The 13,938-nt window shown below is 71.6% G+C and carries 14 protein-coding genes; 5 read left to right on the forward strand and 9 right to left on the reverse strand.

The window, feature by feature from the left end; all coding sequences use genetic code 11:
- Together LB823_RS18005 and LB823_RS18010 are read right to left on the reverse strand one after the other, a co-directional pair.
- A complete protein-coding gene (locus LB823_RS18005) occupies positions 1-669 on the reverse strand; it encodes a 4'-phosphopantetheinyl transferase superfamily protein (protein WP_308011468.1) in 669 nt (222 codons plus the stop codon).
- A complete protein-coding gene (locus LB823_RS18010) occupies positions 669-1,682 on the reverse strand; it encodes a metallophosphoesterase (RefSeq protein ID WP_224649667.1) in 1,014 nt (337 codons plus the stop codon). Before LB823_RS18010 ends, LB823_RS18005 begins: the two co-directional genes overlap by 1 nt.
- Positions 1,683-1,768: 86 nt before the next feature.
- Here LB823_RS18010 and LB823_RS18015 point away from each other — a divergent pair, with 86 nt between their 5' ends.
- The 3 genes from LB823_RS18015 (at position 1,769) to LB823_RS18025 (ending at position 5,386) form a co-directional block, all read left to right on the forward strand.
- Positions 1,769-2,710: an ABC transporter substrate-binding protein gene (locus LB823_RS18015; protein ID WP_224649669.1), complete on the forward strand. Its 942-nt coding sequence runs from the start codon at positions 1,769-1,771 to the stop codon at positions 2,708-2,710.
- A 70-nt stretch (positions 2,711-2,780) separates the two neighbouring features.
- The gene (locus LB823_RS18020; protein WP_224649671.1) at positions 2,781-3,593 is read left to right on the forward strand and encodes an ion transporter; all 813 of its coding nucleotides are present in this window, start codon (positions 2,781-2,783) and stop codon (positions 3,591-3,593) included.
- A gap of 95 nt (positions 3,594-3,688) precedes the next feature.
- Positions 3,689-5,386, forward strand: coding sequence for a cytosine permease (locus LB823_RS18025; protein WP_374201349.1), 1,698 nt, complete (start codon positions 3,689-3,691; stop codon positions 5,384-5,386).
- Between the two features lie 15 nt (positions 5,387-5,401).
- Here the strand turns inward: LB823_RS18025 and LB823_RS18030 are convergent, their stop codons facing one another.
- The gene (locus LB823_RS18030; RefSeq protein WP_224649705.1) at positions 5,402-5,788 is read right to left on the reverse strand and encodes an HNH endonuclease; all 387 of its coding nucleotides are present in this window, start codon (positions 5,786-5,788) and stop codon (positions 5,402-5,404) included.
- Between the two features lie 128 nt (positions 5,789-5,916).
- On the opposite strand from LB823_RS18030, the gene LB823_RS18035 reads away from it, so the two are divergent.
- Positions 5,917-6,201 (forward strand): FmdB family zinc ribbon protein, encoded by a 285-nt coding sequence (locus LB823_RS18035; RefSeq protein ID WP_224649674.1) that lies wholly within the window; start codon positions 5,917-5,919, stop codon positions 6,199-6,201.
- A 43-nt stretch (positions 6,202-6,244) separates the two neighbouring features.
- Complete coding sequence (gene fmdA, locus LB823_RS18040) at positions 6,245-7,501, forward strand: formamidase (RefSeq protein WP_224649676.1); 1,257 nt, start codon at positions 6,245-6,247, stop codon at positions 7,499-7,501.
- 103 nt (positions 7,502-7,604) lie between these two features.
- On the opposite strand, the gene LB823_RS18045 is transcribed toward fmdA, so the two are convergent.
- The 6 genes from LB823_RS18045 to infB form a co-directional block, all read right to left on the reverse strand.
- Entirely contained in the window at positions 7,605-8,030 is a 426-nt protein-coding gene (locus LB823_RS18045; RefSeq protein WP_224649678.1) for a hypothetical protein, read from the reverse strand.
- A gap of 41 nt (positions 8,031-8,071) precedes the next feature.
- Positions 8,072-9,427 (reverse strand): MATE family efflux transporter, encoded by a 1,356-nt coding sequence (locus LB823_RS18050; protein ID WP_224649680.1) that lies wholly within the window; start codon positions 9,425-9,427, stop codon positions 8,072-8,074.
- A gap of 22 nt (positions 9,428-9,449) precedes the next feature.
- Positions 9,450-10,391, reverse strand: a complete 942-nt coding sequence (locus tag LB823_RS18055; protein ID WP_224649682.1) for a bifunctional oligoribonuclease/PAP phosphatase NrnA — start codon at positions 10,389-10,391, stop codon at positions 9,450-9,452.
- Positions 10,388-10,855, reverse strand: a complete 468-nt coding sequence (rbfA, locus tag LB823_RS18060) for a 30S ribosome-binding factor RbfA (protein WP_224649685.1) — start codon at positions 10,853-10,855, stop codon at positions 10,388-10,390. The genes LB823_RS18055 and rbfA overlap by 4 nt, the downstream gene beginning before the upstream one ends.
- 137 nt (positions 10,856-10,992) lie before the next feature.
- Positions 10,993-11,283, reverse strand: a complete 291-nt coding sequence (locus LB823_RS18065) for a DUF503 domain-containing protein (protein ID WP_224649707.1) — start codon at positions 11,281-11,283, stop codon at positions 10,993-10,995.
- 27 nt (positions 11,284-11,310) lie between these two features.
- Positions 11,311-13,938, reverse strand: a 2,628-nt coding sequence (infB, locus tag LB823_RS18070; RefSeq protein ID WP_224649687.1) for a translation initiation factor IF-2, incomplete at its 5' end; no start/stop codon positions are given.

The following is a 13,938-nucleotide window of genomic DNA, read 5'->3' on the forward strand; positions in this document are numbered from 1 at the left end:
TCACACCACCGCGATCGAGGTCACGATGAGGCCGTCGGTGATCCGCCACCGGCCGTCGAACGCAGCGACCGGCGCGCCGCCGTCGACGGTCCTGCCGTCGATGAGGATCCGCGAGTGGAAGGTGCCCTCCGCCGCGTCGTCGGCGCGCTCGGCGAGGTCGAAGGTGATCTCCGCATCCTCGAAGCCCAGCCAACGCCCGGTGATCGGGTTCCACGCCTTGTACGTGGCCTCCTTGGCGCAGAACAGCAGGCGGTCCCAGTGCAGCCCGTCGTCGGGGCGCGCGGCGAGCACCTCCCGCTCGGACTCCACGGAGACCGTGGGCAGCACCTTGTCGGGCAGGGCGAGATGCGGCTCGGCGTCGATGCCGATCGTGCGCACCCCCATCCGGTAACCGACGACCGCGCCGCGAAAGCCGTCGCAGTGCGTGAGGGCGCCCACCACGTTGCGCGGCCAGTCCACCCCGCCGCCCTCGCCCTTGACGAGGACGGCGTCGCCGATGCCCAACTCGCCCAGGGCCTCCCGGGCCAGGTGGCGCACCGTCGCGTACTCGGCCTGCCGCTTGGGCACGGCCTTGGCGATCTGCGCCGCCTCGCGCGGATGCAGGGGCGCGTCCAGATCGGCGTGCGCCTCCCGGGCGACCACGCCGCGCGGCAGCATCGACTGCAGGATCACTTCTCCCCCTCTTTCGCCCGCGCCGCCCGGCGCTCGGCGATCCGTTCCCGTGCCGCCACCCGGCGGTCGCCGAGGCGGGCCTGGGCCTTCGCGCGCTCGGCGGCGAACTTCTCCGGGTCGTCCCGGTACTTCGGGTCCACCTGGAAGTGGACGCCGTAGTGCCCGAGCGACTCCTCGGTGTAATCCGGCGCCGGCAGGATCCGGCGCAGCAGCGGCTCGGGCAGGCCCCGCTCCTGCCATTCCCGCGGGTAGCCCACCGAGACCTCCTCGAACCGCACCCCGTCGTACCAGGTGGTGCGCGGGATGTGCAGGTGGCCGTACACGACGGCCTCGGCGTTGTAGTCGACGTGCCAGTCCGCCGTCGCGGTGGTGCCGCACCACAGCGAGAAGTCCGGGTAGAAGAGCACCTCGGTGGGTTCGCGGCGCAGGGGCCAGTGGTTCACGAGCACAGTGCGGGTGCCGGCGGGCAGGGCGGCGAGCCGACGGCGGGTGTACTCGAGCCGGGCGCGGCACCAGGCGTCGCGGGTGGCGTAGGGCTCGGGCGAGAGCAGGAACTCGTCGGTCGCGACGACGCTCTTCTCCTTCGCTCGGGCCAGCGCCTGCAGCACGGTCAGCCCCTCGTCGCGGAAGCTGTAGTCGTAGAGCAGGAACATCGGGACGATCGTGACGGGCCCGGCGTCGGCGTCCTCGAACACCGGGAACGGGTCCTCCGGCGTGAGGACGCCGTGGTGCCGGCAGATCTCCACCAGGTGGTCGTACCGGGCCTCGCCGAAGACCTGCATCGGGTCCTTCGAGGTGGTGTAGAGCTCGTGATTCCCCGGGACCCAGATCACCGTTGCGAACCGCGGAGCGATGGCGGCGAGCACCTCGTCGAGCTGGTCGGTGCGTTCGCAGAGGTCGCCCGCGAGGATCAGCCAGTCGTCGGGCGACTCGGGCCACACCTTGTCGACGACGCCCTCGTTCCCTCGGTGCCCGACGTGCAGGTCACTGATCGCCCAGAGCTTCGCCACCCCTCCACGCTACCGGGCGGCGCCGGGGAGATCGCACACCCCGACCGAACACCAAGGCAAGCCTAACCGAATGCTATCTTTCCGGCATGACGATCGCATCAGGACCGAACCGCCGCCGATTCCTCGCCGCCACCCTCTCGGTGGCGACCGCCGTGACGCTCACCGCGTGCGGATCCGGCGGCGGCGACGCCGCACCCGCCCAGACGCGCACCGTCGCCCACGCCATGGGCGAGACCCAGGTACCGGCGAACCCGCAGCGCATCGTCGTCATCGACTCGCCGCACACGGACGCCCTGGTCGCGCTGGGCATCAAGCCGGTCGGCGCCGCCGTCGCGGCCGCGAACGAGGGCTTCCCCGGATACCTGCGCGACAAGCTCGACGGCACGGAGAACGTGGGCCTGATCGCCGGTCCCGACATCGAGGCGATCGCGAAGCTCCGGCCCGATCTCATCATCGGCTCGAAGGTCCGGCACGAGAAGCTCTACCAGCAGCTCTCCGCCATCGCCCCCACCGTGTACTCGGTGGACACCGGCACCAACTGGAAGGAGCAGGCGAACATCACCGCACTGGCGGTGAACCGCACGGATCAGATGGCCGCACAGCTCGCCGCGCTCGACGCGCGCGCCGCCGAGGTGGGCCGCAAGGTCGGGGCCCCCGGCAAGTCGGTCTCGATCGTGCGGTGGCGGGCGAACGGCACGTTCCGGATCTACGGCCCCGGCACCTTCTCCGGGAGCGTGATCACCGCGATGGGCTTCAGCATCCCGCCGAAGCCGTGGGGCGAGTACTCGATGATCGAGCCGTCGCTGGAGAACTTCGCGGAGATCAACGGCGACTACGTCTTCCACACCCCCGGCGCGAACTCGTCCGCCACCCAGCGGACCGTGACCGACCGCTGGGGCGCGCTGCCCGCCGTGGCCGCGAACCGCGCGTTCGCGGTCGACGACGAGACCTGGATGGTGGGGATCGGCGTGCTCGGCGCGGGCCGCATCATCGACGACGTGCAGCGGCACCTGCCTCCCGCGGCGTGATCGCGTCCCCGGGGGCCGGTCCGTGCGGACCGGCCCCCGGGCGCGCGGCCGCTCAGTAGTGTCGGACGCGATGAACGCCACGACCGACGCCCGACTCGCTCCGTACCCGCGGAAGCCGCCCGTCCTGTGGACCGACTGGGCCATGGTCGCGCTGGCCTTCGTCTCCGTGGGGCTGATCGTGTGGATCACGTTCTTCGACGTCTCCCCGACCACTCTCCGGACGGTCCTCATCGTCGACGCCGTGATCTGTGCGGTCTTCGCCGCCGAGTTCCTGTGGCGGTGGCGCCAGGTGGGCTGGCATCGCCGGTTCCTCCTCGTCAACTGGTACGAGATCCTCGGCATGATCCCCGCGCTGATCGTGCCGAGCCCCGCGCCGCGACTGTTCCGACTGATCCGCATCGCGGTGGCCCTGGCCCGGCTCGCGCGGGCGATCGACCGGCTCTACGGCGACCGGATCACCGCGGCCGTCGTCAACCGCGCCACCGACACCGTCGTCGACGCCGTCAAGCGCCCGATCACCGTCGCCGTCCTCGACGAGGTCGCCGAGGTGCTCAAGTCCGGGCACTACACCAAGAACATCGCGGCCGCGCTCGAGGAGAACAAGCCCGAGATGACGGGCATGATCCTGGAGACGATCAAGAACGACCCGCAGACCAGGCGGGTCAAGTACATCCCGTTCCACGACGAGATCATCCAGCTGATCGTCGACACCACCTTCCGGATGGTGCTGCAGGTGCTCGCCGACGAGCGGACGGACGAGCTGGTCGCCGACATGCTGCGCGAGAACATCGACCAGATCCGGGACTCGGTCAAGCGCAAGGAGGACGCGGTGGCGAAGGCGAACGCGGGCAACACCGCCGTCACACGCCGCCCGGCGCCGTAACCGACCCGTTACGACGCAGTCACCCCCGCTGAACGCCGCGGCAGCACGATTTCCCCAACCCCGCACCGGGTGGTGCGGGCCGGAAGGGAACAACCGTGACCGCACTGCAACCCGCGGAAGCCGACGGCGCACCGTCGACCGCGCTCCGCGACGCCGCCGCGCGCGAGACGCTCGAGGACTACACCCTGCGGTTCGCGCCGCGCAGCTATCGCAAGTGGGGGCCCGCCGTCGTCGCCACCTCGGCGCTGGGCGGCATCGCCTACCTGGCCGACTTCGCCATCGGCGCGAACATCGGCATCGCCAACGGCACCGGCAACGCACTGTGGGGCATCGGCTTCTTCGCGCTGGTCATCGTGCTGACCGGTTATCCACTGGCGTACTACGCGGCGCGGTACAACATCGATCTCGACCTGATCACCCGCGGCAGCGGCTTCGGCTACTACGGTTCGGTACTCACGAACGTGATCTTCGCGTCGTTCACGTTCATCTTCTTCGCCCTCGAGGGCTCGATCATGGCGCAGGGCCTCGAACTCGGCCTGGGCATTCCGCTCTGGCTCGGATACCTCCTGTCGTCCGTGCTGATCATCCCGCTGGTGATCTACGGCATGAACACGCTCGCGAAGCTGCAGGTGTGGACCACCCCGCTGTGGCTCGTGATGATGGTGCTGCCGTTCGGCTACCTGCTGTTCAAGCATCCCGAGGCCATCGGCGACTTCTTCGCCTTCGGCGGCATCGACACCGCCACCGGCGAGCCCCTGCACAAGGGCGTCAGCTTCGCGGGCACCATGCTCGCCGCGGGCGTCTGCCTCTCCCTCATCGCGCAGATCGCCGAGCAGATCGACTACCTGCGCTTCATGCCGCCCAAGACCCCCGAGAACTCGCGGCGCTGGTGGACCGCCGTGATCACCGCGGGCCCCGGCTGGGTCTTCTTCGGCGCCATCAAGCAGATCGTCGGCCTGTTCCTGGCCGTCTACCTGATCGGGATCACCATCGACAACGCCGGCATCGCCAACCAGCCGGTGCACCAGTTCGTGGAGATCTACCAGGACTTCCTGCCGCACTGGCTCGCGCTCACCCTCGCCGTGATCCTCGTGGTGATCAGCCAGATCAAGATCAACGTGACCAACGCCTACTCGGGCTCGCTGGCGTGGACCAACAGCTTCACCCGCGTCACCAAGACCTACCCCGGCCGCCTGGTCTTCCTCGTGTTCAACGTGGTCATCGCGATCGTGCTCATGGAGGCCGACATGTTCAGCTTCCTCAACAACCTGCTGAACTTCTACGCCAACTGCGGCATCGCCTGGATCGTCGCCGTCGCCAGCGACATCGCGATCAACAAGTACCTGCTGAAGATCTCGCCGAAGGTCCCGGAGTTCCGACGCGGCATGCTCTACGACATCAACCCGGTCGGCTTCGTCTCGGTGATCGTCGCTGCCGGGCTCTCCATCGCCGCGTTCTTCGGGCTCCTCGGCTCGGGCCTGCAGCCCTACTCGCCGCTGGTCGCCCTGGTCCTCGCCCTCGTGCTGCCGCCGGTCCTCGCCGTCGCCACGCGGGGCAAGTACTACCTGCGTCGCGGCGACGACGGCATCGACCTGCCGATGTTCGACGAGTACGGCAACCCGTCGGGCGAGAAGCTCCTGTGCTGCGTGACCGGCGTCGAGTTCGAACGGCCCGACATGGCGGCCTCCGCGGTGCCCGGCCCCGACGGCGAGAAGCAGTACATCAGCTCGCTGGCCCTCTCGACCGACAAGTCGGGCGCGCACGTCCTGCCCGCGGATCCGCCGGTGAAGTAGGGACGCGTCTCCCGCTCAGGCGTCCGACGGTGCGCCGACCTCCCCGGTCGGCGCGCCGTCGTCGGCGTTCCGCTCGCGCAGGTGCATCAGGATCTCGGCGTGCCCCTGCAGGAAGGCCCGCTCGTCGAGCTTCTTGCGCCGCATCCACCCCGTGACCTCGGAGTTGCACTTGCTCGCATTGCACGAACGGCACGCGGGTACCACGTTCTGCTGGGTGTAGCGACCCCCGCGCGAGATCGGGAGCACGCAGTCCTTCTGGTAGGGCCCTGCTCCCCCGCAGTAAGCGCACACGCCCCACAGGCCGACGAGCTCGTCCCACTGCGCGCCGGTCAGGTCGTTGTCGGCGGCGGCGACGCGCTTCGCGCGACGGCGGGCGATCCGCGCCTTGCGGGTCCGCGACACGGGCGGCCTCGCGCGTTTCGGCGGCGGCGTGGACGACTGGGCTGGCACGGACTCACGATACCCACCAGATTCACTACCGATTCGGTAATTACCCTCCGGCGGCCCCGCGAAAGGAATACCGTCCACTCATGCCTACGTATGAATTCCGCTGCGCCCGTTGCGGACCGTTCGACGCGACCTTCAGCATGCGCGACGTCCCCGACGCGACGGCGTGTCGCTGTGGCGATCCGGCCCCGCGCGGGGTCACCGCGCCGCAGATCGGCCGCGCCGACCGCGGCGCCATGCGGCTCCTCGACGCCACGAAGGCCACCGCCGAACGACCGGCCGTCGTCGGCTCCCCCGCCGGCGCGCCGCGTCCGGGCCGGGGGCCGGCACCGTCGGACCCGCGGCACGCGCGCCTGCCCCGCCCCTGAGTTCCCACCCGAGAAGGTCCACCGAAGAAGAGAGGTCCGTCCCATGCCAGAGGTCGTATTCCCGCTCGACTCCTCGAAGAAGTTCACCGATCAGGAGAAGATCGGGCACAACCGGTGGCACTACGCCATCCCGCCGGCGGTCACCGTCAAGCCCGGCGACACCTTCCGGGTGCACTGCCGCGAGTGGTTCGACGGTGCCATTCACAACGACGACTCCGCCGAGGACATCCTCAACGCGCCGCTGACGACGGTGCACACGCTGTCCGGGCCGATCGCCGTCGAAGGCGCGAAGCCGGGCGACCTGCTCATCGTGGACATCGTGGACGTGGGCCCGATCCCGCAGGAGGACAGCGGCCCGCTCGCCGGGCAGGGCTGGGGCTACACCGGCATCTTCGCCAAGGAGAACGGCGGCGGATTCCTGACCGACCAGTTCCCCGACGCCTACAAGGCCGTCTGGGACTTCACCGGCCACACCGCCACCTCGCGGCACGTGCCGCACGTCAGCTTCACCGGCATCATCCACCCGGGCCTGATGGGCACGGCACCGTCGAAGGACCTGCTGGCCCGCTGGAACGCCCGCGAGGCCGCGCTGATCGCGACCGATCCGGACCGCGTGCCGCCCCTGGCGCTGCCGCCCGAGCCGAACGACGCCATCCTCGGCACCCTCACCGGCGACGCCTTCGCCGCGGCCGCCGCGGAGGGCGCGCGCACCGCGCCGCCGCGCGAGAACGGCGGCAACCAGGACATCAAGAACCTCACCCGCGGCACCCGCGTCTTCTACCCGGTGTTCGTGGACGGCGCGAACCTGTCGGTCGGCGACCTGCACTTCAGCCAGGGCGACGGCGAGATCACCTTCTGCGGCGCCATCGAGATGGGCGGCTTCATCGACCTGCACGTCGACATCATCTCCGGCGGCATGGAGACCTACGGCGTCAGCGAGAACGCGATCTTCCTGCCCGGCGGCGACGTGGGCCCCCGGTACGAGCAGTTCCTCGCCTTCTCCGGGACGTCGGTGACGCTCGACGGCGAGCAGCGGTACCTGGACTCGCACCTGTCGTACCAGCGCGCCTGCCTGCACGCGATCGACTACCTCACCAAGTTCGGCTACAGCCCGGAGCAGGCCTACCTGCTGCTCGGTGCGGCGCCGATCGAGGGCCGACTGTCCGGCGTCGTCGACATCCCGAACTCCTGTGCCACGGTGTACATCCCGACGTCGATCTTCGACTTCGACGTGACCCCGGGCAAGGACGGCCCGGTGCAGATCGATCCCGGTCAGGGGGCGCCGCGCGCCTCGCGCTGATCCGCCCCTCCCCCGGCCCCGAGTGCACGGCCACGGCGAACCGCCGCCCGCGCCCCGGGGCCGAGGCGTGCCCGGGCGGCGCGAGGGCCGTGCCGAGGCGCGGTCAGCGCGGGAAGGGCAGGCCCGGGGGGATGGTGATGGTGCGCGGCGCGCCCGGCGGCAGGTCGATGCCGGGCGGGATGACCACGGTCGTCGGGTACGGCTGGGTGGTCGTCGGGGCGGCCGTCGTCGTCTCCGCCGTCGGATAGGTCGTGGTGGGCGCGACGTACGGCGTGCCGCCCGCCGGCTGCTCCTGGGTGGCCGTCGGGGCGGGCGCCGTGGTGGTGGCCGCCGCCGAGGCGGAGGACGACGCGCGGGACGACGGGCTCGCGGGCGCGCTCTGCGCCGCCGAGGGATTCACGGTGAAGGAGGGCACCGACTCGGGGTCCGACGGGGTGCAGGCGACCGCCGCGCCGCACGCCGCGAGGACCGCCGCACCGGCGAGGGTCTTGCGGAACGCGGCCGTGCTCGTGATCACAGTGAATGCCATATGCGCTATCCGATCGTATTCGGGGCCGCATTGCAAGCCGGTCACGCCGGCGCGGTGCCCACCCGTTCCCACCGGTGCCCCTGGAAGCGGACGACCACGGCGGCGCAGCGGAGCACCATGAACGCCGCCAGGCCCGACCAGATCCCGGCCAGTCCCCAGCCGAAGGCGTACGACAGCCAGATCAGCGGCAGGAAGCCGACGAGCGCCGCGGCCATCGTCGCGGACCGGAGGTAGGCGGCGTCGGCGGCCCCGAGGAGCACCCCGTCGAGCGCGAAGACCACCCCCGCCACGGGGATCATCCCGACGAGGAACCACCACGGCACGGTGAGGGCGTCGAGGACGGCGGCGTCGGTGGTGAACAGCCGCGGCAGCACGCCCTGCAGCGCGGCGAGCGCCGCGGCGATCCCCACCGCGAAGACCGTCGACCACGCGGTGACCCGGCGGCCAAGGGACCGCGCCGCGCCGGTGTTGCCCGCCCCGAGGGCGGCGCCGACGAGCGTCTGCGCGGCGATGGCCAGGGAGTCCAGCACGAGTGCCACGAAGTTCCACAGCTGCATCGCGATCTGGTGTGCGCCCACGTACTGCGCGCCCGCCCGCGCGGCCACCGCGCCCGCCGAGATGAAGCAGATCTGGAAGGAGAGGCTGCGCACGATCAGGTCGCGGCCCAGCACGAGTTGCGCCCGCACCAGATCCGGGCGCGGCTGCAGCGCCGCGACCGAGCCGCCCCCGCCCGCCCGGGCCGCTCGCACGACGGCGCCGAGGAAGAGCAGCCCGCTCACGATCTGCCCGGCGAGGTTCGCCCACGCGGAGCCGACCAGGCCGAGCTCGGGCGCACCGCCCCAGCCGAAGACGAGGGCGGGGCACAGCACCGTCGACAGGCCCAGCCCGACCAGTACGAAGACCAGGGGCGCGCGGGGCCGCTGCACGCCGCGGAGCCAGCCGTTCCCGGCCATCGTGATCAGGATCAGCGGGATCCCGAAGGAGGCCACGCGAAGCCACGACTCGGCGGCCTCGGCGATCTCCGCGCGGCCGGCGATCACCCGTGTGATCGGGCCGGCGAAGCCCTGCACGAGGGCCAGTAGGACGGTGCCCACGGCGAGCGCGATCCACGTCGCCTGCACGCCCTCGACGACGGCGCCGCCGGGGTCGCCCGCGCCGTAGCGGCGGGCCGAGCGCGAGGTGGTGCCGTAGGAGAGGAAGGTCAGCTGCGTGGAGACGGTGGCGAGGATGAGGCCGCCGACCGCGAGGCCGGCCAGCGGCAACGCGCCCAGGCGACCGATGACGGCCGTGTCCCACAGCAGGTACAGGGGTTCCGCGGCGAGTACCCCGAGGGCGGGCAGTGCCTGGCCGACGATGCGCCGGCCGAGCCCGGTGGGCACGGCTGCGGTCTCGGTCACGCGGTTCCCGTCATACGGGAGATCAGACCCGGGCGAGGAAGGCGACGACCACGTCGTCGCTCGTCCCGGTGGCGGAGTAGCCCGCGGCGAGCCGGTGGCCGCCGCCGCCGAAGCCGCGCGCCACTTCCGAGACGTCGAGATCGGTGCGCGCCCGCAGCGAGGCGGACCATTCGCCGCTGTCGCTCTCCTTGAAAAGGGCGGCGACCTCGCAGTCCTCGGCGGTGCGCAGCAGGTCGATGAGCGATTCCGCGGCGTCCCAGCCGAGCGGCCCGCGATCGGCCGCGCGGCACACGGCGTACACCGCGCCCCGTCCGCCGAAGGCCTCGGGAACCGCGGTCGCGGAACCCAGCACCGCGGCGACCATCGAGAACCATGCGCGGGGGTGGCTGTCGAGCAGGTCGCGCGAGAGCTCGCGCCCGCGCGCGCCCGCGGCGAGCAGGCGGCCCGCCACGACGTGCCCGGCGGGCGTCGCCCAGCGGAACGAGCCCGTGTCGGTGATCAGCCCGGCGTACAGGCAGTCGGCCGTCCCCGCGTCCAGCTCCGCGCCGAGCGCGTCGATGACCGCGAGCACGAGCTCGGTGGTGCAGTTGGCAGCCGGGTCGATCAGGTCGACGGTGCCGAATCCGGTGTTCGTCGCGTGGTGGTCGATGACCACCCGCACGGGGTGGCCGTGGAAGGACTCCTCGAGTCCCGCGAGCCGCTCCGAACTGGCGCAATCGACCGCGACGGCGACCTCCGCATCCGCGTTCGGCGCGGTGAAGCCGTCGACGCCGGGGAGCAGGCCGATCCCGGACGGCAGGTCCGGGCCCGGATGGCTGACGGTGACGTGGGCGCCGCGGGCGCGCAGCACCCGCGCCAGGCCCAGTCCCGAGCCGAGGGTGTCCGCGTCGGGGCGCACGTGGCAGTACACCGCCACGCTCCGCGCACCGTCCAGCGCCGCCGCAGCGGCGGCGGCGTCTGTCACCGCTCGGCCCCGTCCGGTTCGTCGTCGGCGTCCTCGTCGTCGTGCTTGTAGGGGTCCGCCTCGCCCGCGGGCTTCGCGGTGGCGGCGACGGCGGCGACCCGCTCGTCCTGCTCACGGGCCTTGGCGAGCAGCGCCTCCATGTTCGCGACGGCGGCGGGCACCCCGTCGAGCTCGAACCGCAGGGTGGGCGTGAACCGCACACCCGTGCCCGCGCCGACCTTGCTGCGGAGCTGGCCGCGGGCCTTCTCCAGGCCGGCGGCGGCCGCCTCGTAGTCGGGCTCGACGTCGAGCGTCGGGCCCATGACGGTGTAGAAGACCGTCGCGTCGTGCAGGTCGTTGGTCACGCGGGTATCGGTGACGGTGACGTAGTCGAGCCGCGGATCCTTGATGTCGTGCTCGATCGCGGTCGCGACGATGGTCCCGATCCGCTTGGCGAGCCGAGCGGCCCGTGCCGGGTCAGCCATGGCCAGTCCCTCCCTTACGCGTCGAACGGTCGATCAGTGGAACGGTGTGATCAACCGATGGAACAGCGAGCATATCCCGGTGTGGGACTGCAGCGTCGGCACCTGCGTCCACCACACTCAATCCCGTGTCGGGCGCTTCAGTCCTCCGGCCCCCAGAGGCGCCGCCGCACCGACAACAATTCCACCTCGGGGTGCCCCGCGGCGGTGCGTTCGCACCGATCGAGGACCTCCCCGACGTGGCCCGCATCCGGCCCGACGAGCCCGACGCCGATCAGGGCGCGTCGATGCAGGTCCTGGTAGCCCACCTCGGCGGCGCTGACGGAGAACCGGCGCAGCTCCGCGAGGATCGGCCGGAGCACGGAACGCTTGTGCTTGAGCGAGTGCACGTCGCCCAGCAGCAGATCTATCTCAATGACACCTGTGAACATCTGTCGGGCCACCCGGCCGAAGGAACATCAGTCGCGCGGCTTCTCGACCAGCTCGTAGGTCTCGATCACGTCGCCGACCTTGATGTCGGAGTACGAGAGCGTCAGACCGCATTCGTAGCCCTCGCGGACCTCGGTCGCGTCGTCCTTCTCGCGCTTGAGCGAGGTGACCGTGAGGTTCTCGGCCACGACCTTCGAATCGCGGAGCAGGCGCGCCTTCGCGTTGCGGCGCATGATCCCGGACTGGACCATGCAACCCGCGATGTTGCCCACCTTGGACGACTTGAAGATCGCGCGGATCTCGGCCTGGCCGAGCTCCTTCTCCTCGTAGACCGGCTTGAGCATGCCCTTGAGCGCGGCCTCGACCTCGTCGATCGCCTGGTAGATCACCGAGTAGTACCGGATCTCCACGCCCTCGCGGTTGGCGAGCTCGGTGGCCTTGCCCTCGGCCCGCACGTTGAAGGCGATGATGATCGCGTTCGACGCGGACGCCAGGTTGATGTTGGTCTCCGTGACGCCACCGACACCGCGATCGATGACCCGCAGCTGCACCTCGTCGTCGATCTCGATCCCCAGCAGGGCCTCCTCGAGCGCCTCCACGGTGCCCGAGTTGTCGCCCTTGAGGATGAGGTTGAGCTGGCTGGTCTCCTTCAGCGCGGCATCCAGATCCTCCAGCGAGACGCGCTTGCGCGACTTGGCCGCCAGGGCGTTGCGCTTGCGCGCCGCGCGCCGGTCGGCGATCTGCCGGGCGATCCGGTCCTCGTCGACCACGAGCAGGTTGTCGCCTGCGCCGGGCACCGAGGTGAAGCCGATGACCTGGGCGGGACGCGAAGGCAGTGCCTCCGTGATGTCGTCGCCGTTCTCGTCGACCATGCGCCGGACGCGACCGTAGGCGTCGCCCGCCACGATCGAGTCGCCGACCCGCAGGGTGCCGCGCTGGATGAGCACGGTGGCCACGGGGCCGCGGCCGCGGTCGAGGTGCGCCTCGATCGCGACGCCCTGCGCGTCCATGTCGGGGTTGGCCCGCAGGTCCAGCGAGGCGTCGGCCGTCAGCAGCACCGCTTCGAGCAGCGCCTCGACGTTCGTGCCCTGCTTCGCGGAGATGTCGACGAACATCGTGTCGCCGCCGTACTCCTCGGGGATCAGGCCGTACTCGGTGAGCTGGCCGCGGATCTTCTCCGGCTGCGCGCCCTCCTTGTCGATCTTGTTCACCGCGACGACGATCGGCACGTCGGCCGCCTGCGCGTGGTTGATGGCCTCCACCGTCTGCGGCATGACGCCGTCGTCGGCCGCGACCACGAGGATCGCGAGGTCGGTGGCCTTCGCACCACGGGCACGCATGGCGGTGAACGCCTCGTGACCCGGGGTGTCGATGAACGTGATCAGACGCTCGTTGCCGTCGAGCTCGGTGAGCACCTGGTAGGCACCGATGTGCTGCGTGATGCCACCGGCCTCGCCCTCGCGGACGTTCGCCTTACGGATCGTGTCCAGCAGTCGGGTCTTACCGTGATCGACGTGACCCATGACGGTGACCACCGGCGGGCGCTGCTCGAGGTCGTCCTCGTCGCCCTCGTCCTCGCCGTAGGTGAGGTCGAAGCTGTCGAGCAGCTCGCGGTCCTCGTCCTCGGGGCTGACGACCTGGACGACGTAGTTCATCTCCTCGCCCAGCAGCACGAGGGTCTCCTCGTTCACCGACTGGGTGGCGGTGACCATCTCGCCCAGGTTGAACAGCGCCTGGACCAGCGATGCCGGGTTCGCGTCGATCTTCTCGGCGAAGTCGCTCAGCGACGCGCCGCGGGCGAGACGGATCGTCTCGCCACCGCCACGGGGCAAACGGACGCCACCGGCGATCGGCGCCTGCATGCTTTCGTACTCGGCGCGTTTCGCCCGCTTCGACTTACGGCCACGACGCGGGGCGCCACCGGGACGACCGAAGGCACCCGCGGTGCCGCCGGGACGGCCACGACCGCCGCCGCCACCGGGACGACCGCGGAAACCGCCCGCGGGAGCACCCGTGCCTGCACCGGCACCGCCGCCGGGACCACCGCGGTAGCCACCGCCACCGCCGCCGGGACGACCACCGGGCCCACCACGGCCACCGGGGCCGGGACGGCCCTGTGCCGCCGGACGCGCAGCGCGCGAGGGCATGGCACCGGGGTTCGGGCGGGGAGGCATGCTGCCCGGGGTCGGACGCGGGCCGCCGGGGCCGGCCGCCGGGCGACCGCCCTGGGGACGGGGACCGCCCTGGCCGGGAGCCGGACGGGCGCCGCCCTGCGGACGGGGACCGCCCTGGCCGGGAGCCGGACGGGCGCCGCCCTGCGGACGCGGGCCACCGGGGCCCGGCTGCGGACGCGGCGCACGCTCGACGGGAGCCTGCGAGGAGAACGGGTTGTTGCCCACCTTCGGGGTGCGCGGACCGGGCTTGGGGCCGGCCGGGCGCGGGCCCGGACGTGCCGCCGGAGCGGCGGGCGCCGCCGCCTCGGGCGCCGACGGTGCCGCGCTCGCGGTGGGAGCCGCGGGTGCGGTGGGCGCCGCCGGTGCGGCGGGCTCCGGGGTCGGCTCCGGCGCGGCCGGCGCCGCGGGACGCGGGCCGGGTCGAGCCGAAGTGGGACGGGGTGCATCCGCGGCGGGTGCCGAGGGCGCGGGGGTGCTCGCGGC

Origin of the sequence: Tsukamurella sp. M9C (genome assembly GCF_020169415.1) — a bacterium.
Classification (GTDB): Bacteria; Actinomycetota; Actinomycetes; order Mycobacteriales; family Mycobacteriaceae; genus Tsukamurella.